This is a genomic window from Bacillus sp. FSL K6-1218, assembly GCF_038006445.1.
GTDB classification, from domain to species: Bacteria; Bacillota; Bacilli; order Bacillales; family Bacillaceae_G; genus Bacillus_A; species Bacillus_A thuringiensis_S.
On sequence record NZ_JBBOVE010000001.1, the window covers coordinates 3,752,164 to 3,775,072 of the forward strand.

The window sequence follows — 22,909 nt, forward strand, 5'->3', positions numbered from 1 at the left end:
ATAATACATAGATTTTCGAAATTTTTTCTATTCATTCCATCATTTTATTACGGAGGGATTATTCATGTCTGTATTTACACCAGAAGAAATTACGGAACTTGCTGCCAATTCAGGAAGGAAAAAAGCTCATTTATCATTGCTCCCTATGCTAATTCTTGGTTTTTTTGGTGGTGCTTTTATCGCATTAGGGTATTTACTTGATATCCATGTTATTGGGACAATGCCAAAATATTGGGGATCATTTTCTAGTTTTCTAGGCGCTGCTGTATTCCCTGTTGGTCTTATTCTCGTTATTCTTGCAGGCGGTGAACTAGTAACTGGTAACATGATGACAGTTTCTATGGCCTGGCTCCAAAAGAAAATTACTTTATTTTATTTCATACGAAATTTAGTTATTGTTACATTTAGCAATTTCATAGGAGCTGTATTCGTAGCCTATTTTTTCGGTCATATCGTCGGCTTAACTGAAGGAGCTTTTTTAGCGAAAACTATTTCTATCGCTCAAGCGAAACTACAAGATACACCATTGCAAGCATTTATTTCTGCAATCGGATGTAATTGGCTCGTTTGTTTAGCTGTTTGGCTCAGTATGGGAAGTAAAGAATTTATCGGAAAGATTATCGGTATTTGGTTCCCAGTTATGACTTTTGTTGCGATTGGATTTCAACACGTTGTAGCCAATATGTTTGTCATCCCAGCTGCAATTTTTGCCGGTCATTTAACTTGGATTGAATATTTTCCAAACTTCATTTTTGTTTTCTTCGGAAACTTAGTAGGAGGTATGTTATTTGTAGCATTACCTTATTTCATATCCTATAATAAGAAACTCCCTTCCAATAAAGAGCAAACTGCATTAAAGAAAAAATCTGTATCCGCTTAAATTGAATGTCTATAAAGTAGCTCTCAAAAATATTACAAATTTCATTTTTTTTACGAATATATGTACGTACACTTGTTCTCGAATGTTTTATACGTTATAATAACAACTTAAATAGCATTATTTACATATGAGGTGAAAAACATGAACAAAACAGAATTAATTAAAAACGTAGCACAAAATGCTGAGATTTCTCAAAAAGAAGCTACTGTAGTTGTACAAACTGTAGTAGAATCAATCACTAACACTTTAGCTGCTGGTGAGAAAGTACAACTTATCGGATTCGGTACATTCGAAGTTCGCGAAAGAGCTGCTCGTACAGGCCGTAACCCACAAACTGGTGAAGAAATGCAAATCGCAGCTTCTAAAGTACCTGCTTTCAAAGCTGGTAAAGAACTTAAAGAAGCTGTAAAATAATGAAAAAATAGCCTTCTCGTTTACGAGAGGGCTATTTTTTCATTACATAATTAATAAAAATCTGACCATTTTGCTGTTTCTTTTGTTCCTTTATGCAAATAAAACCTTTACTTTCAAAGAAAGGTTTTGCTGTAATACTCGCCTCTGTATATATCTCCCCATGCCCCAAGTTTACTGCTTCTTTTTCTAACTTCTGTAGTATGTAGGAAGCTATCCTTTTTCCTTGATAATCTTTATGTGTAAATAAACGATCTACGTAATGCTCATCATTATAATCCCCAAATCCCACTATCACACCGTTATAATCCGCTACATAACTAATATTCTTCTCTAAAGACTGTAACCAGCTTTCTCCCTCTAGTCGATCTGGTGCCCATGCCTGTAGCTGTAACTCATTATAATCTTTTGCATTAACCGTATGAACTGTTTCATAGAACAATTGTAATACTTGATTTAAATCTTCTTTCTGAAATGTTCTAATTATAATATCTTTTAACATATATAAGTCTCCTTACCAAACTACCTCTTAACTTTTCTACTACATAAGATTTAATAATTCTTCTTTATTATATCGTTTTAATTTCTATACGAACAAAAAACAATACTTATTCAAAGTATTGTTTTTTAATTCTATTCAATTACTTAATGTAGTTTTTTAAGATTTTAATTTAACTCTTTGTAATCGTAATGCATTTAATACAACGGATACAGAACTAAATGCCATCGCTGCTCCAGCAACCCAAGGGGCTAAGAAGCCTAATGCCGCAATTGGAATTCCTAACGCATTATAAGCTAATGCCCAGAATAAATTTTGTTTAATATTTCTTATCGTCATTTTACTCATAAAGATCGCATCAGCAATACTATTTAAGTCACCGCGGATTAACGTTATATCCGCTGCTTCCATCGCTACATCCGTTCCCGTTCCAATTGCCATACCAATGTTTGCTGTAGCAAGAGCAGGAGCATCATTTATCCCATCTCCAACCATCGCTACTTTCTTACCATTTCCTTGCAGTTTTTTCACTTCTTCTGCTTTTCCTTCTGGCAATACTTCTGCAATTACGTGATCAATTCCAACTTGCTTTGCAATCGCCTGAGCAGTTTGTGTATTATCTCCTGTAATCATAACAACGTCTAGACCCATTTTCTTAAGCCTTGTGATAGCTGCTTTTGAAGTATCTTTTACAGTATCTGCAACGGCAACTATACCAGCATATTCTTTATCGATTGCAATGAGCATTGCTGTTTTTCCTTCTCGTTCTAGCGCTTCCATTGATTTTGAAACTTCTTCAATATCAATATTGAATTTCTTCATTAATCGACGTGTGCCAATTAATAATTGTTTTCCTTCTACAACTGATTCGATACCGAATCCTGGAATTGCTTCAAACATTTCTGAACTTGGGATATCAATTTTCTTTTCTTTAATGCCTTCTACAATCGCTTCTGCAAGTGGATGTTCAGAATTTCTTTCTGCTGCCCCTACTAATCTAAGCAGTTCATTTTCATTGAATCCATCTGCCACAATTACATCTGTTAACACCGGCTTCCCATTTGTCACTGTACCCGTTTTATCTAAAATAACCGTATCTAACCAGTGCGTTGCTTCTAAATGCTCTCCACCTTTAAATAAAATACCATACTCAGCCGATCTTCCTGATCCTGCCATAATAGATGTAGGCGTTGCAAGACCTAATGCACATGGACATGCGATAACAAGTACGGCTATCATTTTCTCAAGTGCTCCGCCAAAATCACCAGGTGTAACAAATATCATCCATACTGCAAATGTGATAATCGCAATCACAACTACAACCGGTACGAAAATACCTGAAATTTGATCTGCTACCCTTTGAATAGGAGCTTTTGAACCTTGTGCCTCTTCTACTACTTTAATAATTTGAGCTAATGCAGTATCTCTGCCTACTTTAGTTGCTTTCACTTTTAAAAAACCATTTTTATTCATTGTCGAACCTATTACTACATCCCCAATTGACTTATCAACAGGAATACTTTCACCCGTTAACATCGATTCATCAATCGCTGACTTACCTTCTACAATCTCACCATCTACTGGTATTTTTTCACCAGGCTTTACATAGACGATATCACCAGCTACTACTTCTTCAATCAAAATTTTTATTTCTGTTCCATCTCGCACTACTGTAGCTGTCTTCGCTTGTAAACCCATCAATTTTTTAATCGCTTCTGATGAGCGCCCTTTTGCTTTCGCTTCAAATAATTTACCTAAAATAATTAATGTAATAAGTACCGCACTCGTTTCAAAATATAAATCTGTCATATGTTCCGAAGAACCAATAGATTGAATACTTAAATATACACTATAGAAATAAGCGGCAGACGTTCCAAGCGCCACGAGAACATCCATATTAGCACTTTTATTACGTAACGCTTTATAAGCCCCAACATAAAACTGTCCACCAATGATAAATTGAACAGGAGTTGCAAGTGCTAGTTGCACCCAAGGGTTCATTAACATATCTGGTAAATAAATAAACGACGTAAATGAGAAATGACTAACCATTGCCCATAATAATGGGAAAGATAAAATAAACGAAATAATAAACTTCTTCTTTTGTCTTTCAATTTCTTGTAATCGATGATCAGTTGATGCATCTTGATCATCTGGTTTCACTTCTAATTTATATCCTAGCTTCGTAATCGCGCTCTTCATTTCATTTACATTAACTTCATCAGGATTAAAGTCTACTGTGGCTGATTCTAAAGCAAAATTTACTGTCGCCTTGTTCACACCATCTAACTTATTTAAACGCTTTTCAACTCTATTTGCACATGCTGCACATGTCATTCCTGAAACAGTAAATTCAGCTTTATCACTTACAATTCCATATCCTAATGATTCAACTTTTTCTTTAAATTGTTGCGGATTTGTTTTAGTTGGATCGTACATTATTTTTGTTTTTTCAAGCGCAAAATTTACATTTGCCTCATGAACACCTTCTACTCTTTTTAGACCTTTTTCAATTCTATTTGCACATGCCGCACATGTCATTCCTGATATTTGAAGATTGGCCTCTTTTTTTTCATCCATGTCTCTCACCTCTATATACCCTTATGAGGTATAATTATTAGCAAAATAAATCGTACTCCATTTAAAGTACGATTTATTTCCATATCTAAAAATAATTATTGAACATCGTATCCTTGATCTTCGATTACAGCAACGATATCTTTTAATGTTACAGCAGACGAGTCGATAGTAACTTCAACAGTTCCTTCTGCTAATTGAACCTTCACTTGTTCAACACCGTTTAGCTCTTTCACACTGCTTTCGATAGCATTTACACAATGTCCACAAGACATACCTTCAACTTGTAATGTTAACTGTTCCATTTAAAATCCTCCTCTTGTTTATTCATTGTTTGTTAATCACAATTACATCTTACCATACCCCCCTAAGGTAATCAATGGTTTTATATCATGATTTTTCAATTATTTTCTAAAAGTTTATTTTACACACACTTTTTCACTACAATACACCAAAATCCAATATAAGGGTAAACAAAAAAACAAGCCAGTTAAATACTAGCTTGTTTTTACGCTTTTGAAAAACGTTCAAATACTGTCATTAATTCTTCAATTGCTTCGTCACCATTTCCATTTTTAATAGCTCCTGAAACACAATGACTCGTATGATTTTTGAGAACGCCCATTCCTACTTTTTTCATCGCTGCATTAATCGCTGAAATTTGCACTAAAATATCTACGCAATAACGATCATTTTCAATCATGTTTTGAATACCGCGAACCTGTCCTTCAATTCTCTTTAATCTATTTATAATCTGTTCTTTTTCTTTTTCTGATCTATGTGTTACTGCTTCATGCTCTTTATGATCCATATTATCACCTTCTTAAAGTTTCTCTTCATCCAATAAAACAATTGTTTTTATGAGTATACCAATTATAGCATTAAATATCTACGCATGATACCCCATAAGAGTATATTTACACTTTATGATTATTCTTAACAACTCATTAGCTTCTTAATCTCAATTTTCAGTATACCCTTTCCTTTTTGTCAAAAAAATCATGATATCTCTCATCAAAATTCAATAAAGTGAAACAAGAATAAGCGGGGATTACCCGCCCCCGCTTATTCTTCGTCTATAATGCTTAAATTTTAATTTTCAGATATTTAATTCGAGAATTTTTTCTTTCCATATATAATTATTGCTGATCACATACTTTTGTATCATTCACTACTGAAGTTCCTTCAACGGTTACCGTATGAAAACAGTCATTTACTCGAACTGTCACAACATTATCTTGCCGATCAATGATATGATATTCATTAAAATTTTTATTTAGAGCACTGCGAATTTGTTCTCCTTCATAAATTGGGATGCCATGCGATAGAACCCAAATAAGTCCAGCGATAGCAAGAATAGTTTTCATACGATCTACCTCCTTGGGAATATAGTGAACTTTTAATCCATGCTTTTTCAGCTCTAAGAATCATGATTGGAATAAACCAAGCCTTTTTGGAAATAAGTTCATTTCGTCTATTTTATGTTTATGCTAATTGTGACCGATTTGTGACAACTTTTTGTCTCTTTAGACGAAAAGTTGAAACAAAACTTTCAAAAAGGACAATTCTACATATTAAAAAAGGTTATGGAATGTTTCATCCATAACCTTTTTAAGCTCAATTCTACAACTCATCCACCGTACTTCATGTGATCTTTGTAGACTTGTTTTATTTTCATTCAGTGGCATCAAAGCAAAACTTCGAAAATACTTCCCACACAAGTTCATTTCTGCTACTTACCCCAGTCTTTTCAAAAATGGATTTTAAATGATCTTGTACCGTGTATATAGATATACAAAGTTCTTCGGCTAATTCCTTTGTCGACATACCTGTAAGAATTTTACGTATTACTTGCTTCTCACGCATTGTAAAACTATAAGCTTTCATAGCTAATTTATTAACTATCATGAAGGAATGTGGCTTTACTCAAATGACTCGCTTTTTCACTAGTTTTTTAATTGATGGATACGTTGCCTTTAAACAATAAGGAAAAAAAGGTAAGCAATTGCTTACCTTCTTTCCTATACGTAACTAATAAACCTCAACCCTTTACTTAAAGACGTCGGCACAACAGATGCATGATTCTCCCCTTCAGCTTCATAAAACTTAAATTTAAGTTTATCGTGGGTTACTTGGAGAAGGCGCTCTGATAATTCATTTGCACCTACAACCATATGCTCTCGTTCTAGTGACCCAACTGTAAGGAACACTCCTGTTTCAAACTTAGCATTGTTTAATTCATGTATAAGGTTCTCTTCTTTTTCAAGTACGGATTTATTATTCCACCATATAGATGGACTACTAATAAAATAATTTTGAAAAGCATTTAAGTTTGTAAATAGTATATGCAAAGCAAATAGTCCACCTAAAGAATGTCCAAATAACGTTTGCTTACTTTTATCAATCTCAAAATTCTTTTCAATTTGCGGCTTCAATTCTTCTTCAATAAAAGTAAAGAAATTATGTGCTCCTCCTGTTTTAGGCCACGGTTTACCGCCTGGTTTTAAAGGGGCATCTTTTGAAATTACGCTAGGCGTAAAATCATAGCATCTTTCTTCCCCTGAAAATGCGCCTTCAATTGGATAACCCACTCCTACTATAATAGCTGGTGAAACACCGGTTTTTTCCGCTCTTACTGATTGTATTTTAACTGCTTCATGAAATGTTTGAAAAAAGGCATTGCCATCTAATACGTAAATGACAGGATATCCTGAATCCGGTGCTGGTTGCCTCGGCTTTGAAATATGAATTTGATATTCCTTACCTTCTAATTTTGAATACATTTTCCACTGCTCTGTATTAGATGTTATAATCTGCTGTTTTTCAATTGTAGTATTCACCCTATCCCCCCCTTTTAACTTGTTACATATATTTCGATTTTTTCTTCTTGAGATACAACGCTATCGTAACCGAAACAAACAGGAGCCCCATTATACGGATCAATCATGACACGCGCATCAATATGAAATACTTCTTTTAACACTTCATTTGTAATGATTTCTTCTGGGCTACCAGTTGTAACAATTTCGCCTTCCTTCATTGCAATAATTTCATCTGAAAACCTTGATGCATGGTTAATATCATGTAATACCATAACAACCGTACAATTATGTTCTTTATTTAACTTCTCCACAATTTGTAATACATCTAATTGATGAGACATATCAAGGTATGTAGTTGGCTCATCTAATAGCAACACTTCTGTCTCTTGTGCTAATGCCATCGCTAGCCATACCTTTTGTCTTTGACCGCCTGATAAATTTGCAATTTGTCTCGTTCGAAATTCAGAAGTTTTCGTTATATCTAATGCCCAATCAATCATTTCTTTATCTTTTGTCGTTAACTTATTTACGTTATTGCGATGTGGATAGCGTCCATAAGAAATTAATTCTTCCACTTTAAGTTCACCTGGTGCAATTGGAGTTTGCGGGAGTAAAGCTAACTGCTTCGCAATTTCTTTCGTTGGAATTGTATGTAAATCTTGCCCTTGCAAATATACTTTTCCACTTTTTTGTTTTAAAATTCTTCCCATTGTTTTTAACAATGTCGATTTACCGCAACCGTTTGGGCCTATAATTGTCGTTACTTTTCCTTCTTGTATTTCCACATTTAAATCGCGAAACACTGTAAGCTTTTCATAACTTGTTTCTAAATTTTTTGCACTTAAAATACTCACTTTTATTCCTCCTCTTACGCTTTCGCCATATAAAGTAAATATAAGAAATACGGTACACCGACAATAGAAATAACGATTCCAACAGGTAGCTCTACAGGTGTGAAAACTGTTTTCGCAATAAAGTCTGAAGCAATTACAAGAAACATTCCGATTACGCCGCACGTAGGAATTATATACTTATGTTGAATACCGACAAGCCTTTTCGCTATATGCGGTGCCATTAAGCCAATAAAACCGATACTCCCTGAAACAGCAACACATGCGCTCACAAGCCCGATACTACTTAATAGTAAAATCGATTTCTCTCTTTCTACTGAAACACCTAAACTTGTAATACTCGTTTCTTCCAATTGAAATAAATCTAATAAATAAGCTTTCTTTTGTATAAGCGGAATTAAGATAATAAGCCATGGTAACATAGCCACAATATACTTCCAGTTCGCACTATATATGCTTCCAGACACCCACACTGCGGCCATTTCAAAATCAGTTGACTTCATTTTGAGTGATAAGTACATAGAAAAGGCTCCAAATCCTGATCCAATTGCAATCCCTGTTAATAAAAGTCGCTGCGAATCTAATTTACCGTTTTTCCAAGAAAACAGATAAATGATGATAGCTGCACCTAATCCGCCTACTAAACCAAACATTGGCATCATCATAATAGAAACCCAGTCTGTGCTTTTTAATTGTCCTTGAAAGAAAAACATAAAAATGACGATCGCTGTTCCTGCTCCTGCATTTACGCCTAAAATACCTGGGTCTGCCAATCCATTTCTCGTAATCCCTTGAATAACAGCACCTGCAACGCCGAGGCCTAATCCTACTAACCCAGCAATTACGATGCGTGGAAGACGAAAATCAAAGATAACTAGATCATGTTCTGGTACTGGATCAATTCTAAAAAGTGTTTTAAATACATCCGTAATCGTAATATCAAACGTACCGTTCGTTAAACTAATATAAATAGCAACAAAAATTAAAAATATAATAATCCCCATCGTCATTCCGAAACGTTGACTTGAACTTTTAAGCATGTCTCTCTCCTCCTCTAGTACGGATTAAATAAAGGAAGAAAGGAATTCCAATTAAGGAGGTAACGACTCCAATAGGTGTTTCAAATGGATAGTTTACAAATCTACTCAAAACGTCACATAACGCTAAGAAAACGCCACCAATAACACCTGCACATGGCAAAATCCACTTATAATCTACCCCAATTATAAAGCGGGTAATGTGCGGAATAATTAAACCTACAAAACCAACTTTCCCCACTAAAGCAACTGCTGTTCCTGTTAAAAAGATAACTGATAAAATTGCCATCGCTTTGACTAGTTTTGTACGCTGCCCTAAATTAATAGAAACCTCTTCGCCTAATGAAAGAATGGTAATAGATTTTGATATTAACAGTGCTAAAATTATTCCAATTATCCCAAACGGTATCGTGATTTTAATGATATTAGGATCTACTTGATCTAACTTTGCATTAAACCAAAAACTAACATTTTGAGAAATTTGAAAATACGAAGCCATTGCAGCCGATACACTGCTTAAAAATGTTCCAATAACTGTTCCTATAATCGCTAACCTAACTGGTGATAAGCCATTTTGAAGGAGCGAACCAAAACCAAACACGATACCGGCTCCTAGTGCAGAACCAATCATTGAACATAAAACCATACCAATTGATGACATTCCCGGAAGAAAAATCATGCTAAGTGTAATAACAAAGGCAGCGCCATCCGTCACACCCATAATAGAAGGGGATGCAAGATAGTTTCTTGTCATCCCCTGCATAAGTGCTCCTGATATGGCTAGAAATGCTCCGACTAAAAGAGCTGCAACTACCCTTGGTAAACGTGAAGTAATAATAATATTATGATTTACATCGCTTGAATCAAAATGAAATAATGCGTTCCACACTGTTTCAGCGTCAATACTTTTTGCCCCATACAAAATCGAAAGTATAACTGTAAATAAGATGAGTATGGGTGCTATACATAATATAGTTACTGGTACTGCATTTGTTTTCTGCATATCATTCAACGCACCTTACTTATTGTATTATTTAGATAAATCTTTCACTGCTTCTTTTAAGAATGCTGTTTTACTCCAAGCTGTACCACCTTGTGCCATTGGGTCTACAACATTTACAAATACTTTCTTTTCCTTCGCAGCGTTCATACTTTGCCAAATTGGATTATTTTCAATGTCTTCTAGCACTTTCGGTTTATTATTTTCACTTGCCTCGTATTGTAAGAAGATATAATCAGGATTAACTTCAGCTAATTTTTCTAAAGAAATTTTTTCTTGTGCTTTTACCGTTTTAAGTTGTTCTGGAGCAGTTAGTCCAAGATCTTTATAAATTACGGGGTTAAAGTATACTCCTTCTGGGTATAGGAATAAGTCATTTGCTCTTAGTCTAATGACAAGTACTTTTTTATCTTTTAACTTATCTCCTAGTTTTGCTTTTGCTTTTTCAGCGTCCGAATTGTAGTCTTTAATAATTTTTTCTGCTTTATCTTTTTTACCAGTTAATTCTCCCATTAACTTTAAGTTATCTTCCCAATTTGTTGAAACGTGTGATACCGGGAATGTAGGAGCTACTTTCGTAAACTTTTCAGCTGTTTCTGCTGGGAATTTCGTACTTGATGTAATAACGTCTGGTTTTAATTGAAGTAATGTTTCGAAATTTGGTTCCATTTTCTCACCAACAGATTTCGCACCTTCTAAATCTTTCTCAAGATACTTCGGTAATTTACCACCCACAGTAATGGCACCAACTGGTTTAATTCCAAGTACTGCCGCATCTTCCATTGACTCTAAACTAGCTGTCGCAATTTTATCTACTTTTGCTGGCACTGTATATTCTTTACCTAAATATGTAATTTTTCGCTTTTCATCTTTTTTCGTTTCCGTAGCTTTTGTCTGTTGTTTTTGCTCGCCTGAAGTTTTATCCGCACTATTACATGCCGCTAAACCTACACTTAAAACTGTAACCATTCCTAAAGTAAATAATTTCTTGTTCATCTTTATATGTCTCCTCTCGAATTTTCAAACTATATTCTCAATAAAATTTAACTATATGAATCTTGTCCCATATATATATTTCATTAGATTAATAATTTTATCCAGAACTCATTCTCGTTCACTTCCCCTAGACTATAATTCTTTTACACCTTTATCACTTGATAATCCTTTTCACTGATAATGATTATCGTTACTAAGTATATATTTAATATGAAATTATTTCAAGAATGATTTGAAAAATTTTAACAAACTGAATAAAAAAAGAAGTATCCACCTAATATTAGAGAGATACTTCTTTTTTTAGAAATTTATATATAATTCAACTGGACAATGGTCTGATCCCATTACTTCACTATTAATTTTCACTTCTGTTATTTGGTCTTTCATTCTTTCCGAAACAACAAAATAATCTAAACGCCATCCAATATTTTTTGCTCTCGCTCCCATCCGATACGACCACCACGAATATGCACCTTCTTGATTAGGATAAAGATAACGATACGTATCAACAAATCCTTCTTCTAAAATACATGTAAATTTCTCTCGTTCCTCATCAGAGAATCCAGGGTTTTTACGATTACTTTTTGGATTTTTCAAATCGATTTCTTTATGAGAAACATTTAAGTCTCCACAAAAAATAACTGTTTTTTTCTCATCTAATCGTTTGATATAGGACCTGAAATCATCTTCCCATTTCATTCTGTAATCTAATCGTTCTAATCCACGTTTTGAATTTGGTGTATATAACGTTATCATGTAAAAATCTTCGAATTCTAAAGTAATAAGTCGCCCTTCTTGATCATGCTCTTCAATGCCTAAACCATATGTAACTGAAAGCGGTTCTTTTTTCGAAAAAATAGCCGTTCCTGAATATCCTTTTTTCACAGCATAATTCCAGTATGTATAATATCCCTCTAGATTTAAATCAATTTGCCCTTCTTGTAATTTAATCTCTTGTAGACAAAATATATCAGCACTTGATTCCTCAAGATATTCCAAAAATCCACCTTTTGCGATAACTGCTCGCAAACCATTTACATTCCATGAAATTAACTTCACTTTTAGCCCTCCTCTTGATGTTTATTTCCAAATTTCATGCTATCAAAAAATAGAAAAACAATCATATTTTCACCTTTGTAATCTTGCTCTTACATTTATGAATACATACATACGCACTTTATTCAGGTTATACTAATTTCAGAGGTGATGTTCTTTGCACAACGAAAGAGTTACATTAACAAATGAGTATTGGCAAGCAATTATTCATAATGATTCTTCCTATGATAGCAAATTCTTTTATGCTGTGAAATCAACTGGAATCTTTTGCAGGCCATCATGCAAATCAAGAATACCGAATAGAAACAATGTACGAATTTTTCATCATGCAGAACAAGCATTAAGTGAAAACTTTCGCCCGTGCAAACGTTGTAAGCCAAACGGGATCACTTTACCTAATGAAGAGTGGGTAGAACAAATTAAAGACTATATCGAAAAGCATTATGACGAATCCTTAACTCTCGACATGCTTGCGGAAATGTGTCACGGTAGCCCTTTTCATTTACAGCGTACTTTCAAAAGAATAATAGGGCTAACTCCTATAGAATATATACAACAATTCAGGGTTCTTAAAGCAACCGAATACCTTTTACACACAAATCAATCTATTAAAGAAATTAGTACTGCTGTCGGGATAGAAAACCCAGAGTATTTCGCAACTTTATTTAAAAAGAAAACCGGATTTACTCCTACTGAATATCGAAAAAAGAACGAAATGAAAGAGGGATACGATAATGAATTCCTACAAAAATAATTATATATATTGGACGCTACTTACACATAAAAATTGGCGATTTCATATTGCTGCAACTGAAAATGGACTATGTTTCATTGGATCACAAGAAGAAAACTTTGAAGAATTAAATATATGGGCTAGAAAAAAACTGCCCCAACATATATTGATCCATAGTCCAGATTACTTGCAAATATATACGAAAGAAATTATCGAGTATTTAGAAAACAAGCGAGAAACTTTTACATTCCCTATCGATGCTTATGGAACTAATTTTCAATTATCTGTTTGGAATACGGTACGTGAAATTCCTTATGGAGAGACATATTCTTATACAGAAATTGCTGAAAGAATTCAAAAACCTAAAGCTGTGCGCGCCGTTGCTTCCGCTATTGCTGCTAACCCTCTTCTTATTACAATTCCTTGTCACCGCGTTATTGGGAAGAATGGGAAACTAACCGGATTTAGGGGTGGATTAGAAATGAAGAAAAAATTGCTTGCATTAGAAGAGGTGCAGGTGGAATTCATATGACAGCAGAATATAATAGCGCATTATCTGTAGCAGTTCCGAAAGAATTTTGTTTCCAAGAAAATTTACGTTATCTATTACGTTCTAATAATGAATGTATGTTCCATATTGAAGACAACAAAATTTATAAAGTTATCCCTGTGCAAGATGTAAATCCTTTAGTTGAAATTAGTTTGAATACTGATGGCAATGTTCAAATACGTTTTTTAGGAGAGTTATATACTCATGAAAGATGGGTAAGCGATGCTGTAGCTAACTATGTAAAAGAATGGTTTGATTTAACTACTGATTTAGCCCCTTTTTATACATTAGCTAAACATGATTTACTCCTTCAAGGACCAATTGAACAATATTATGGCCTTCGTAATTTAGGTATTCCAGACTTATTTGAGGCACTTTCCTGGGGAATTATCGGTCAACAAATTAACCTAACATATGCTTATACACTAAAAAGAAGATTAGTTGAGCAATTTGGAAGTTATGTAGAATGGGACGGTAGAAAACATTGGATATTCCCATCACCTGAAACAATTGCAAATCTACATATAGAAGATCTCCAACAATTAAAAATGACGACTAGAAAATGTGAATATTTAATCGGTATTGCGAAGCTTATTACAGAGAGAAAACTATCAAAAGAGGATTTACTGCAAACACAAGATGTAAAGGTTGCTGAGAAACAATTAACTGCTATCCATGGTATAGGACCATGGACTGCCAACTATGTTTTAATGCGTTGTTTAAGATTTCCTTCAGCTTTTCCAATTGATGATGTTGGTCTCCATAATGCAATTAAATTTATAACAGGATCCGAAAATAAACCGACTAAAAATGAAATAAAAGATTTTGCGGCAAACTGGGCTAATTGGGAATCTTATGCGACTTTTTATTTGTGGCGAGTACTATATTAAAAGAACCAAGTAGCACATTCGTACTACTTGGTTCTTTTTTAAGCTTGCTCCTCAAAACGTCTTGCAATTTCTACAATAACTTGAACAGCTTTTTCCATAGTATCTACCGAAACATACTCAAATTTACCGTGATAGTTTTCACCACCAGTGAAAATATTCGGCGTCGGTAATCCCATATATGATAATTGTGATCCATCTGTTCCTCCGCGAATCGGATGAATATTTGGTTCAATGTCTAAACTTTTCATTGCTTCATATGCAATATCAACAATTTCTCTTACCGGTTCAATTTTTTCAAGCATGTTATAGTATTGATCATTCATTTCTAAAACGACTGCATCTTTCCCATACTTCTCTTGCATTTGTTTCACAATATTTTCAATGGTATTTTTACGTGTTTCAAAATTTTCACGATCAAAATCTCGAATAATATAATATGCTTTACTTTGCTCAACATCACCATTTAAAGAGAGTAAATGGTAGAACCCTTCGTATCCTTCAGTATACTCTGGTGCCTCTTCTACTGGTAAATACCCGTTAAACTCCATAGCCAGTTTAGTTGCATTGCGCATTTTATTTTTCGCTGTTCCAGGATGTGTATTCGTTCCGTTAAACGTTAACTTAGCACCTGCAGCATTAAAACTTTCATACTCTAAACCACCTAATGGACCTCCATCCATCGTATAAGCAAATGATGCACCAAACGCCTCTACATCAAAATGCGCTGGCCCACGACCAATTTCTTCATCTGGTGTAAATGCTACTCTTATTTTCCCGTGCTTAATTTGCGGATTATGTATTAAATGGTTCATTGCAACCATAATTTCTGTAAGACCAGCTTTATCATCTGCTCCTAGAAGTGTTGTACCATCAGTTGTAATAATGGTATGTCCTTTATATGATGGTAATTCTGGGAACTGCTCTGGTGTTAACACAACATTTAGCTCTTCATTTAACGTAATTGCATTACCATCAAAATTTTCATGAATTTGTGGTTTGACGTTTTTCCCCGTAAAGTCTGTTGCCGTATCTAAATGAGCTAAAAATCCGATCACAGGAACATCCTTGTCCGTATTAGCTGGAAGTGTTGCCATTACATAGCCATTATCATCCATCGTTACTTCTGCTAACCCAATTTCTTTTAGCTCTTCCACTAATAACTTACCAAACTCAATTTGTCCTGGTGTTGTTGGTACTGTATGGCTTTCTTCATTTGATTGCGTATCAATTTTCACATATCTCGTAAATCTTTCAATAAGTTCTTGCTTCAAGTTCATTCACTCCCTTTTATGTTTCTCTCTCCATTATAATCCTTAAAAAGAAATATTTTAACTTTTTTGACTGTGAAGATGTATATTTCATTTACATTGTTAACCTTTTTAAACGAATGATAAAAAGACATAATATTTGTACATTAAAACCGTAACAGGTAACATACATAATTATAAAATATGGGAGGTTTTAAAGATGAGGTTAACTCTCTTTCGCTATTTTCTTTTTTTCTTAGGATTAATTTTCTTTGGCCTTGGAAATGCTCTTGCAGTCAAAGTAAAATTTCTAGGCTTGCACCCTTGGGAAGTTTTAAATATGGCTCTCTACCAAAAGTTTGGATGGAGCATTGGTACGTGGAGTGTCATATGTGGGTTATGTCTCGTTCTAATATCTTTACTAGTAGATCGAAAATATATAAATGTGGGTACATTTTTGAATGCACTACTTATCGGTCCCATTATGGACTTTTTCTTACAATCAAACATGCTTCCAGACGCTAGTAATTATTTATGGATAAACTTACTCATTTTATTTTCTGGTATTGCCATTACAGGTATCGGGGGAGGGATGTACGTTGCGGCTGGGGTTGGCGCTGGACCCCGTGATGGATTCATGCTTACTATTTCCGACAAAACAGGACTTTCTATTAGCCGTGCTAGAATCATAGTAGAATGTATTGTACTAGTTATTGGATTTATGCTAGGAGGTCCTGTTTTCATCGTAACTTTTCTGTACACCTTTATTCAAAGTCCAATCTTTCAGCAATCATTTAAGATGTTTCAAACACTTTTACATACTTTACATAACAAAAAGAAAATTAGTGAACATATTTAAAGTACAGCTTAATACAAATAAATTCACCCTATTTACGACTCTCACCGCAAATAGGGTGTTTCTGTTTTTATCTCGCAATTTAAGAATATATACTACTCATTCACAATAAAAGTATATACATCATCATGAATACAGCCATTTACTTTAATCACATACTTCCCAGGTTTATTAAAACTAATTGTGTATTTATTTAACTGAATTGCTTCTTTATCTCCAGAAAGAATATCAATGCTTCTGCCACTTAATACATACAATTCATTTAGGTTCATTGTTACATCAATTGTATTGAAATTTTCCACTTTCACTTGCTGTGCTTCCGCAACGCTTACACTTGGTTCTAAAAACAGTAGTCCACTTAATCCAATCGTACCTGCTAAAGCTACTCCCACAAACTTTTTAATCTTTTTCATCACAATGTCCTCCTTATAAATTTTGTGTAAAGGCGATTTTCTCCTTTACACCACAAAGCCTATATGTAATGAAATGAAAAGTAAACGGGGACAGTAAGACAAAATTCTACATCTTTTTCACGTATTGAATATAAATCCAACGTTTGGAGTTTTGACACATTTAAAATTGTTTCCCCAAACCAATTCCCCCATAATTTATTCAAATACTGAATAATTACTTATTGATTTAACATTCTAAAAATAGTTGATAAAGATGCTTTCTATTCAAACAAAAAAGACTTTGCTATAAAAGTAGCTTTTACAACAAAATCCATGCAACTAATTTTATTCCGCTTTCCATAATCTCTCTACATTCATTAATTGTTCTTCTTTAAACTCCATCTTATATATATCCGGTTTTGACGTATTCATTAAAAATTCAAAACCATATTGTTTATCAAAATAGTTCATCATTAATGTCATGACAAGCCCATGTGTACCAATTACAATTTTGCGTCCTTGAAAATCTATTAAGATTTCTTTTAATACCTTCACTACTCTTCTCTGGCAATCTGCATATGACTCTCCTTCCGTTCGTGCAAAGTCCGGATTAGAGAACATCTTCTGTACAAGTGGATACACCTCTTTGTCTGATATAACCTGATCCTCACTTGAAAACATACACTCTTTAAGATTTTCATATATTACTATTTCTTTTTCATGGAAATTAGCTGACTCCTCTATCGTTAACATAGCCCGATTATAGGGACTGGAAATAAAAGTATCAATTCTCTCCGCTTTTAATATATCAGTTACTCTACGGGCATCCATATGTCCCTTCTCAGTTAACCCGCGCATTCTTTCATTTCCTTCTAGTTTTGGTGATTCACCATGTCTAACCATATAAATATATGTGCTCATAATTTCTCCTTAAAATTGTTTATTAGTTAATAAATCACGTTCATTTATCCCATTTCAACACTTAAGCGTAATACTAAAATACTTTATAAAACGTGCTGATTTGTTCGTCTAATCCATTCTCCTACTAAACTTTCAAATAATTCAGGCTGTTCAATCTGCAAATTATGCCCTGCCATATCTAACACTGCTAATGTTGCCCTTGGATATTCTTCAATAATTTCTATAATATTTTGATAACCTACTGCTATATCTTGTCTTCCAGTCAGTAAAAGAACGGGTTTTTCATATTTTTCACGCTGAAAATCCATAGTAAGAGAGTAATTCTTTTGCAACCTTTCAATAAATTCATAATTAGCAACATCTAACCCAGGCTTAATTTCTTCTTTAAATCGCGTATATGTATATTGATTTGCTATTACAGCTAACTCACAAAATCCCTCTCTTTCCGTGGAAGTAAGCGTATTTAAAAATTCCTCATCTTGTACAATTACCTGTTTATCTGGAAGAATCCTTTTTTCTGGCTCCGCTACAACAACAGGACATACTAATAGTAATCCGCTAACTCTCTCAAACATCTTTGTAAGTATACCTTTGGCTAAATAGCCTCCATATGATTCTCCTACCAATAAAAATTTTTCAGTAGAAATGATTTCCTCAATAAATGTGATAAGCACCTCTACTATACGATCTGAACTATTTATCCAATTTGGAGCATTCGATTTTCCCATACCAGGTAAATCAATATATATTCGCTTATAACCTTCATATTTCTGAAATACTGATTCCATACATTTCATCATTAACCTATGGTCAGGGGAGCAGCCATGTATGATAATGACCGGTTTACCCTCTCCCACAATTTCATAGTATATTTCTGCATCTTTAATTCGATATATCATAAAAAAACCTCCCTATTTAGTGGCAATACTATCTACTCTGTAAGAATACACGTTCTTATTTTACATCCTTTCTCAACATTTTCACAAATGTTAATTTTCAGATTAAAAAATAAAAAGCTCACCTAAAAAAGATCCTCATCATTTTATATGCAATTTTGCATCTCCACTTACAAATCAATAAAAAAACTTTACAATTCAAAGGATGACTAAATATACAATTTCTATTTAAAGTCTTGATACAGTCTATACTATCAACTGTAATGTTTTTTCAACTTTAAGAATACTTACACTCTTTAACACTTTCCTTATAAACATGATTTTTATAAGGAAATCTGATACAATTCTTAAATAATATTATTATGTATAGATATAACGAACATAGTGCATAATTAAAGAAGGTGATTTCATTGAAATTAAATAAAAATTTACAATTATGTATATTAATTGGGACGTTAATATGCTATTCAATCTATTTTATGTTTTTCTATCTGTTCCCTACTTATTTTTCAAATTCAGATGTACGCTTCGCTTCACTTATCGTTGAAGCCATTACATTTGTATCACTGATTTACTCTATATATTCTAAAAAAGTCAGTTCAAATCCATTTTGGATATGTATTACAATAGCAATTGGTAGTTTTTTATTAGGGAAAATAGTATATACATATCAGGATAGCTTCTTCGAAATTCCAATAGATCGTTTTACTATTTCTGATGTATTTTACATGTTTTTTCTACTTTTCTGTCTTATCGCTTTCTGCTATAAAATTTTAAAGGAATGCAATAAATGGGAAAAAGCATTCTTTATTTGTGATATATGCATAGTGCTTACTTCCATATTTACATTAGAATGGTATTTATTTAATCAGCCAAATTTAAATATATTCGCTCTTTCACTAGGAGATGTTTTCCTTTCATTTTTATACCCAATTGCAGATTTATTATTTCTACTGCTAGGTGTTAGTCTCTTTTTCCGTCCAACAATTTTTAATTCCAAACGGAAAATTTATATCTTTATTTTTGTATTAATAAGTTCTGCAACTTTTAACTATATTTATTTTTACTTAAATAACCATTTATCAACTGAAACGATAACATTATTACGTCTTTTATATAGAATACCTATATTACTTATTGCAATAGCTGGCTCTATTTCAGAAGATCATAATAGCCATAAAAATTATTTCATTGTAAACCCTATAATAGGAAAAAAAGCTTTAGTTGTATTTCCCTATCTTGCTGTTGCAATACTAATCGGGTTTACATTAAAAGAACAAACATCATCTTCAACTCTCATTACAGGAAATTGTATTACTTTTATTTTCGTACTCATTCGTCATTCTATCGTACGTATGCAAAACAATTCCTTAACAAAACGTTTGCAGGCATTTAATGCCCAACTTGAAGAAAAAGTTACTTTACGGACTTCTGATTTAGTTCATAAATCAGAGGCTCTTTCTCAAAAACAACAAAAATTCAAATCATTATATGAATATCATCCTGACCCTATTTTCACCATTGATTTAAATGGAATATTCTTAAATGTAAATAAGGCTGGGAGTGTACTACTTGGAGCACCAACAGATGAGTTACTCGGTGAAACTTGTTTTTCGATTATTTTAGATGAAGATAAGCATAAGCTAGCATTGGCATTAGAGAAAGTGAAACAACAAGAATCGGCATCCTTACAACTTAGTTCTCAATATAAAGATGGCTTTACTTATTTTTTATACGTTACAATCATTCCTATTATAATAGACGGACAAATTTCAGGAAGCTATATTATGGTGAAAGATATTACTGCACTAAAAAAACAGCAAGAAGAAATAAAATATTTAGCGTTCCATGACACTGTAACGAAAATTGGGAACCGCGCCTTTTTCCATAAGAAATTAAAGAGAGTTATAAAAAATACTAAAATAACAGAAAGCGAGTTTGCCTTATTATATTTAGATTTAGATCGCTTTAAAGCAATTAACGATACACTTGGACATTCGTCAGGAGATTACATATTAGAAGAAGTAGCAAAGCGATTCCAATCATGTCTTCCATCACATACTCATCTTTCAAGAATCGGTGGCGATGAATTTACAATCATAATTGAAAACTATACTGACGAAGATTACTTATTCCAATTATGCAACCAATTATTTGAATGCATGAAAAAATCATTCATCATACATGAGCATAAATTAACTTTATCACTGAGTATCGGCATCGCTATTTATCCACATTCCGGAATCGATACCGCTACACTTCTGAAAAACGCTAATGTTGCAATGTATGATGCAAAAGCAAAAGAGCTTAATTCTGTCTCTATTTATGACGATGTAATCGCTAAAAAAATTGAAAGACGATTACGATTAGAAAAAGATTTACCAAACGCACTACAAAATGAAGAATTGTTCCTTTTGTATCAACCTCAAGTTGATAGTAAATCTAATAAAATTATCGGTGCAGAAGCTTTAATTAGGTGGAATCATCCTGAATTAGGTATTATTTCTCCATACGAGTTTATTCCGATTGCAGAAGAAACACTACAAATTATTTCAATAGGAAAATGGACATTAGAGCAGGCTTGTAAGCAAATGAAACGTTGGCACGCACTCGGATATTCACATTTAAAAATAGGTGTAAATTTATCTGCTAAAGAATTTGAACAAGAGGATTTTGTAAAATCTATTTCTTCTACTTTAACAAATACAGGTTTACCAGCAAGCTCTCTTGATCTTGAATTAACAGAGCGAATTGCGATGATGGATGAACGAGAAACATTGATAAAACTGCGTACACTAAAAAGTTTAGGGATTCACATTTCAATCGACGACTTTGGTACAGGTTATTCTTCGCTAGCCTACTTACCTTTATATCCAATTGATACGTTAAAAATCCCGAGAGAATTTATTACAATGTCTGAAACATGTGATGATGGAATGGAAATTATTAAAACGATTATCACATTAGCAAATACACTAGGAATGTCTGTCATTGCTGAAGGTGTAGAAACGAAAGAGCACGTAAATTTCCTTCAAAAAAATAAATGTCAGTTTATTCAAGGTTATTATTACAGTAAACCTATTCATATTAATGCATTTACTGAGCTATTAGAAAACGGCATTCACCCATAGTACAAGCTAATTAGAATAAATAATAATGAATTGGAACAAATATAGTAAAAAGGAAAGAAGATACCTTCTTTCCTTTTTACTATATTTCTATTACTTCACCACTTCATTTATTATATCTATTAATTGATGAATCCCCTCATCATTTGTTTTCTTATACCCATTCATGTTTTGAATATATTTCTCCTTATTTGTATACAACTTATTTACTGCATGTATAAATGTATTCGTACTTACTCTGTCTTGGAGTATAACTTCCGCATATCCTTGCCGTGAAAAATATTCAGCATTTAAAACTTGATCTCCCCTACTGGAACTGTTAGTTAACGGGATAAGCAACATCGGTTTCTTCAAAAATAACAATTCAGAAATAGCAGTAGAACCCGCTCTGGAAACTACAACACTTGCCATATTTAGTATATGCGGCAACTCGTCGCCTATATATTCAAATTGCATATACCCCTCCATGCCAATAGATGGGTCTACCTTCCCTTTACCACATATATGAATAATATTAAAGTTTAATAGTATTGTATCTAAACATTTCCTTACCATATCATTTATCCACTTAGCACCCTGACTCCCACCCATAATTAATAATACTGGTTTATCTTGCTGAAATTCACAATATCTTCTTCCTCGTAATACGTTACCCTTCTCAATTTCTTCCCTTACAATCGGTCCTACATAAACCTTCTTCTCATTACTTACATTTTCTCCTGTCTGAGGAAATGTTGTGCATAGCTTTGTAGCAAAAGGTAATGCTATTTTATTGGCAAGTCCTAATGTGCTATCTGGTTCACGTATAATTATAGGCACACGATTTAACCATGCTCCTATAGCTACAGGAACTGAAACAAATCCTCCTGCTGAAAAGATAACGTCAGGCTTTGTTTTCTTAATTAATTTATAACTTTGTAAACAACCGCTTATAATTTTAAAAGGATCTTTAAAATTCTCCCAATCCCAATATCTCCTAAGCTTGCCCGTTGAAACACTATTGTATTTAACATTTTGCACTAATGATTTTTCAATTCCATTTTTGGATCCAATATACTCGACTCTCCATCCTTGCTCTATAAATTTAGGAATTAATACAATATTAATCATAACGTGTCCGGCTGTACCGCCCCCAGTAAAAAGAATCGTTTTGCTCATAACTTATAC

23 protein-coding genes and 2 pseudogenes are annotated in these 22,909 nt (G+C 33.4%); 8 read left to right on the plus strand and 17 right to left on the minus strand.

Features of this window, described 5'->3' with window-relative positions:
- The first annotated feature begins 64 nt into the window (after nucleotides 1-64).
- Both MHI26_RS18980 and MHI26_RS18985 read left to right on the plus strand, forming a co-directional pair.
- Entirely contained in the window at nucleotides 65-880 is an 816-nt protein-coding gene (locus MHI26_RS18980; RefSeq protein WP_061666423.1) for a formate/nitrite transporter family protein, read from the plus strand.
- Nucleotides 881-1,021: 141 nt separating this feature from the next.
- Nucleotides 1,022-1,294, plus strand: coding sequence for an HU family DNA-binding protein (locus MHI26_RS18985; protein ID WP_001043904.1), 273 nt, complete (start codon nucleotides 1,022-1,024; stop codon nucleotides 1,292-1,294).
- 31 nt (nucleotides 1,295-1,325) lie between these two features.
- Here MHI26_RS18985 and MHI26_RS18990 read toward each other — a convergent pair whose 3' ends face one another.
- The 6 genes and pseudogenes from MHI26_RS18990 to MHI26_RS19015 all read right to left on the minus strand — a co-directional run.
- A complete protein-coding gene (locus MHI26_RS18990) occupies nucleotides 1,326-1,793 on the minus strand; it encodes a GNAT family N-acetyltransferase (protein ID WP_061666422.1) in 468 nt (155 codons plus the stop codon).
- Between the two features lie 156 nt (nucleotides 1,794-1,949).
- Nucleotides 1,950-4,370 carry a heavy metal translocating P-type ATPase gene (locus MHI26_RS18995; RefSeq protein ID WP_061666421.1) on the minus strand — a complete coding sequence of 807 codons (2,421 nt, stop codon included), beginning with the start codon at nucleotides 4,368-4,370 and terminating at the stop codon, nucleotides 1,950-1,952.
- A 95-nt stretch (nucleotides 4,371-4,465) separates the two neighbouring features.
- Nucleotides 4,466-4,672 carry a copper chaperone CopZ gene (gene copZ, locus MHI26_RS19000; RefSeq protein ID WP_000436973.1) on the minus strand — a complete coding sequence of 69 codons (207 nt, stop codon included), beginning with the start codon at nucleotides 4,670-4,672 and terminating at the stop codon, nucleotides 4,466-4,468.
- Between the two features lie 203 nt (nucleotides 4,673-4,875).
- Nucleotides 4,876-5,178, minus strand: coding sequence for a metal-sensing transcriptional repressor (locus tag MHI26_RS19005; RefSeq protein WP_000349637.1), 303 nt, complete (start codon nucleotides 5,176-5,178; stop codon nucleotides 4,876-4,878).
- A gap of 328 nt (nucleotides 5,179-5,506) precedes the next feature.
- On the minus strand, nucleotides 5,507-5,734 hold the full coding sequence (locus tag MHI26_RS19010) for a hypothetical protein (RefSeq protein WP_000849103.1): 228 nt from the start codon (nucleotides 5,732-5,734) through the stop codon (nucleotides 5,507-5,509).
- Between the two features lie 307 nt (nucleotides 5,735-6,041).
- Nucleotides 6,042-6,260: pseudogene (locus MHI26_RS19015) on the minus strand (helix-turn-helix transcriptional regulator); the annotation flags it as partial.
- Between MHI26_RS19015 and MHI26_RS19020 the strand changes: the two are divergent.
- Nucleotides 6,259-6,354, plus strand: a pseudogene (locus MHI26_RS19020) (class I SAM-dependent methyltransferase); the annotation flags it as partial. The pseudogenes MHI26_RS19015 and MHI26_RS19020 overlap by 2 nt on opposite strands.
- 34 nt (nucleotides 6,355-6,388) lie before the next feature.
- On the opposite strand, the gene MHI26_RS19025 reads toward MHI26_RS19020, so the two are convergent.
- The 6 genes from MHI26_RS19025 to MHI26_RS19050 all read right to left on the minus strand — a co-directional run bounded on the left by MHI26_RS19025 (nucleotide 6,389) and on the right by MHI26_RS19050 (nucleotide 12,132).
- Nucleotides 6,389-7,207, minus strand: coding sequence for an alpha/beta hydrolase (locus MHI26_RS19025; RefSeq protein WP_001098321.1), 819 nt, complete (start codon nucleotides 7,205-7,207; stop codon nucleotides 6,389-6,391).
- 14 nt (nucleotides 7,208-7,221) lie between these two features.
- Nucleotides 7,222-8,043: an ABC transporter ATP-binding protein gene (locus MHI26_RS19030; RefSeq protein ID WP_000025766.1), complete on the minus strand. Its 822-nt coding sequence runs from the start codon at nucleotides 8,041-8,043 to the stop codon at nucleotides 7,222-7,224.
- A gap of 14 nt (nucleotides 8,044-8,057) precedes the next feature.
- Complete coding sequence (locus tag MHI26_RS19035) at nucleotides 8,058-9,080, minus strand: FecCD family ABC transporter permease (protein ID WP_000920437.1); 1,023 nt, start codon at nucleotides 9,078-9,080, stop codon at nucleotides 8,058-8,060.
- The gene (locus tag MHI26_RS19040) at nucleotides 9,073-10,080 is read right to left on the minus strand and encodes a FecCD family ABC transporter permease (protein ID WP_001173064.1); all 1,008 of its coding nucleotides are present in this window, start codon (nucleotides 10,078-10,080) and stop codon (nucleotides 9,073-9,075) included. The genes MHI26_RS19035 and MHI26_RS19040 overlap by 8 nt, the downstream gene beginning before the upstream one ends.
- Nucleotides 10,081-10,107: 27 nt before the next feature.
- Nucleotides 10,108-11,073, minus strand: coding sequence for an iron-hydroxamate ABC transporter substrate-binding protein (locus MHI26_RS19045; protein ID WP_001035497.1), 966 nt, complete (start codon nucleotides 11,071-11,073; stop codon nucleotides 10,108-10,110).
- Nucleotides 11,074-11,373: 300 nt separating this feature from the next.
- Nucleotides 11,374-12,132, minus strand: a complete 759-nt coding sequence (locus tag MHI26_RS19050) for an exodeoxyribonuclease III (RefSeq protein ID WP_061666420.1) — start codon at nucleotides 12,130-12,132, stop codon at nucleotides 11,374-11,376.
- A 154-nt stretch (nucleotides 12,133-12,286) separates the two neighbouring features.
- On the opposite strand from MHI26_RS19050, the gene MHI26_RS19055 reads away from it, so the two are divergent.
- The 3 genes from MHI26_RS19055 to MHI26_RS19065 are packed head-to-tail and all read left to right on the plus strand — an operon-like array spanning nucleotide 12,287 to nucleotide 14,302.
- Complete coding sequence (locus MHI26_RS19055; protein WP_000551398.1) at nucleotides 12,287-12,883, plus strand: bifunctional transcriptional activator/DNA repair enzyme AdaA; 597 nt, start codon at nucleotides 12,287-12,289, stop codon at nucleotides 12,881-12,883.
- Nucleotides 12,864-13,394, plus strand: coding sequence for a methylated-DNA--[protein]-cysteine S-methyltransferase (locus MHI26_RS19060; RefSeq protein ID WP_001089846.1), 531 nt, complete (start codon nucleotides 12,864-12,866; stop codon nucleotides 13,392-13,394). Before MHI26_RS19055 ends, MHI26_RS19060 begins: the two co-directional genes overlap by 20 nt.
- Entirely contained in the window at nucleotides 13,391-14,302 is a 912-nt protein-coding gene (locus MHI26_RS19065) for a DNA-3-methyladenine glycosylase family protein (protein ID WP_061666419.1), read from the plus strand. The genes MHI26_RS19060 and MHI26_RS19065 overlap by 4 nt, the downstream gene beginning before the upstream one ends.
- Before the next feature lie 38 nt (nucleotides 14,303-14,340).
- Here MHI26_RS19065 and pepT read toward each other — a convergent pair whose 3' ends face one another.
- Nucleotides 14,341-15,573 (minus strand): peptidase T, encoded by a 1,233-nt coding sequence (gene pepT, locus MHI26_RS19070; RefSeq protein ID WP_000806998.1) that lies wholly within the window; start codon nucleotides 15,571-15,573, stop codon nucleotides 14,341-14,343.
- A gap of 196 nt (nucleotides 15,574-15,769) precedes the next feature.
- Here pepT and MHI26_RS19075 point away from each other — a divergent pair, with 196 nt between their 5' ends.
- Nucleotides 15,770-16,408 carry a YczE/YyaS/YitT family protein gene (locus tag MHI26_RS19075; protein ID WP_001241253.1) on the plus strand — a complete coding sequence of 213 codons (639 nt, stop codon included), beginning with the start codon at nucleotides 15,770-15,772 and terminating at the stop codon, nucleotides 16,406-16,408.
- 92 nt (nucleotides 16,409-16,500) lie between these two features.
- Here the strand turns inward: MHI26_RS19075 and MHI26_RS19080 are convergent, their stop codons facing one another.
- The 3 genes from MHI26_RS19080 to MHI26_RS19090 form a co-directional block, all read right to left on the minus strand.
- Nucleotides 16,501-16,818 (minus strand): hypothetical protein, encoded by a 318-nt coding sequence (locus tag MHI26_RS19080; RefSeq protein ID WP_000721347.1) that lies wholly within the window; start codon nucleotides 16,816-16,818, stop codon nucleotides 16,501-16,503.
- 324 nt (nucleotides 16,819-17,142) lie between these two features.
- The gene (locus MHI26_RS19085) at nucleotides 17,143-17,718 is read right to left on the minus strand and encodes a histidine phosphatase family protein (RefSeq protein WP_000109171.1); all 576 of its coding nucleotides are present in this window, start codon (nucleotides 17,716-17,718) and stop codon (nucleotides 17,143-17,145) included.
- A gap of 83 nt (nucleotides 17,719-17,801) precedes the next feature.
- A complete protein-coding gene (locus MHI26_RS19090) occupies nucleotides 17,802-18,617 on the minus strand; it encodes an alpha/beta fold hydrolase (RefSeq protein WP_061666418.1) in 816 nt (271 codons plus the stop codon).
- 407 nt (nucleotides 18,618-19,024) lie between these two features.
- On the opposite strand from MHI26_RS19090, the gene MHI26_RS19095 reads away from it, so the two are divergent.
- Nucleotides 19,025-21,745: a sensor domain-containing protein gene (locus MHI26_RS19095; protein WP_000773569.1), complete on the plus strand. Its 2,721-nt coding sequence runs from the start codon at nucleotides 19,025-19,027 to the stop codon at nucleotides 21,743-21,745.
- Nucleotides 21,746-21,835: 90 nt separating this feature from the next.
- On the opposite strand, the gene MHI26_RS19100 is transcribed toward MHI26_RS19095, so the two are convergent.
- Complete coding sequence (locus MHI26_RS19100; RefSeq protein WP_000047568.1) at nucleotides 21,836-22,900, minus strand: undecaprenyldiphospho-muramoylpentapeptide beta-N-acetylglucosaminyltransferase; 1,065 nt, start codon at nucleotides 22,898-22,900, stop codon at nucleotides 21,836-21,838.
- Nucleotides 22,901-22,909 lie beyond the last annotated feature (9 nt).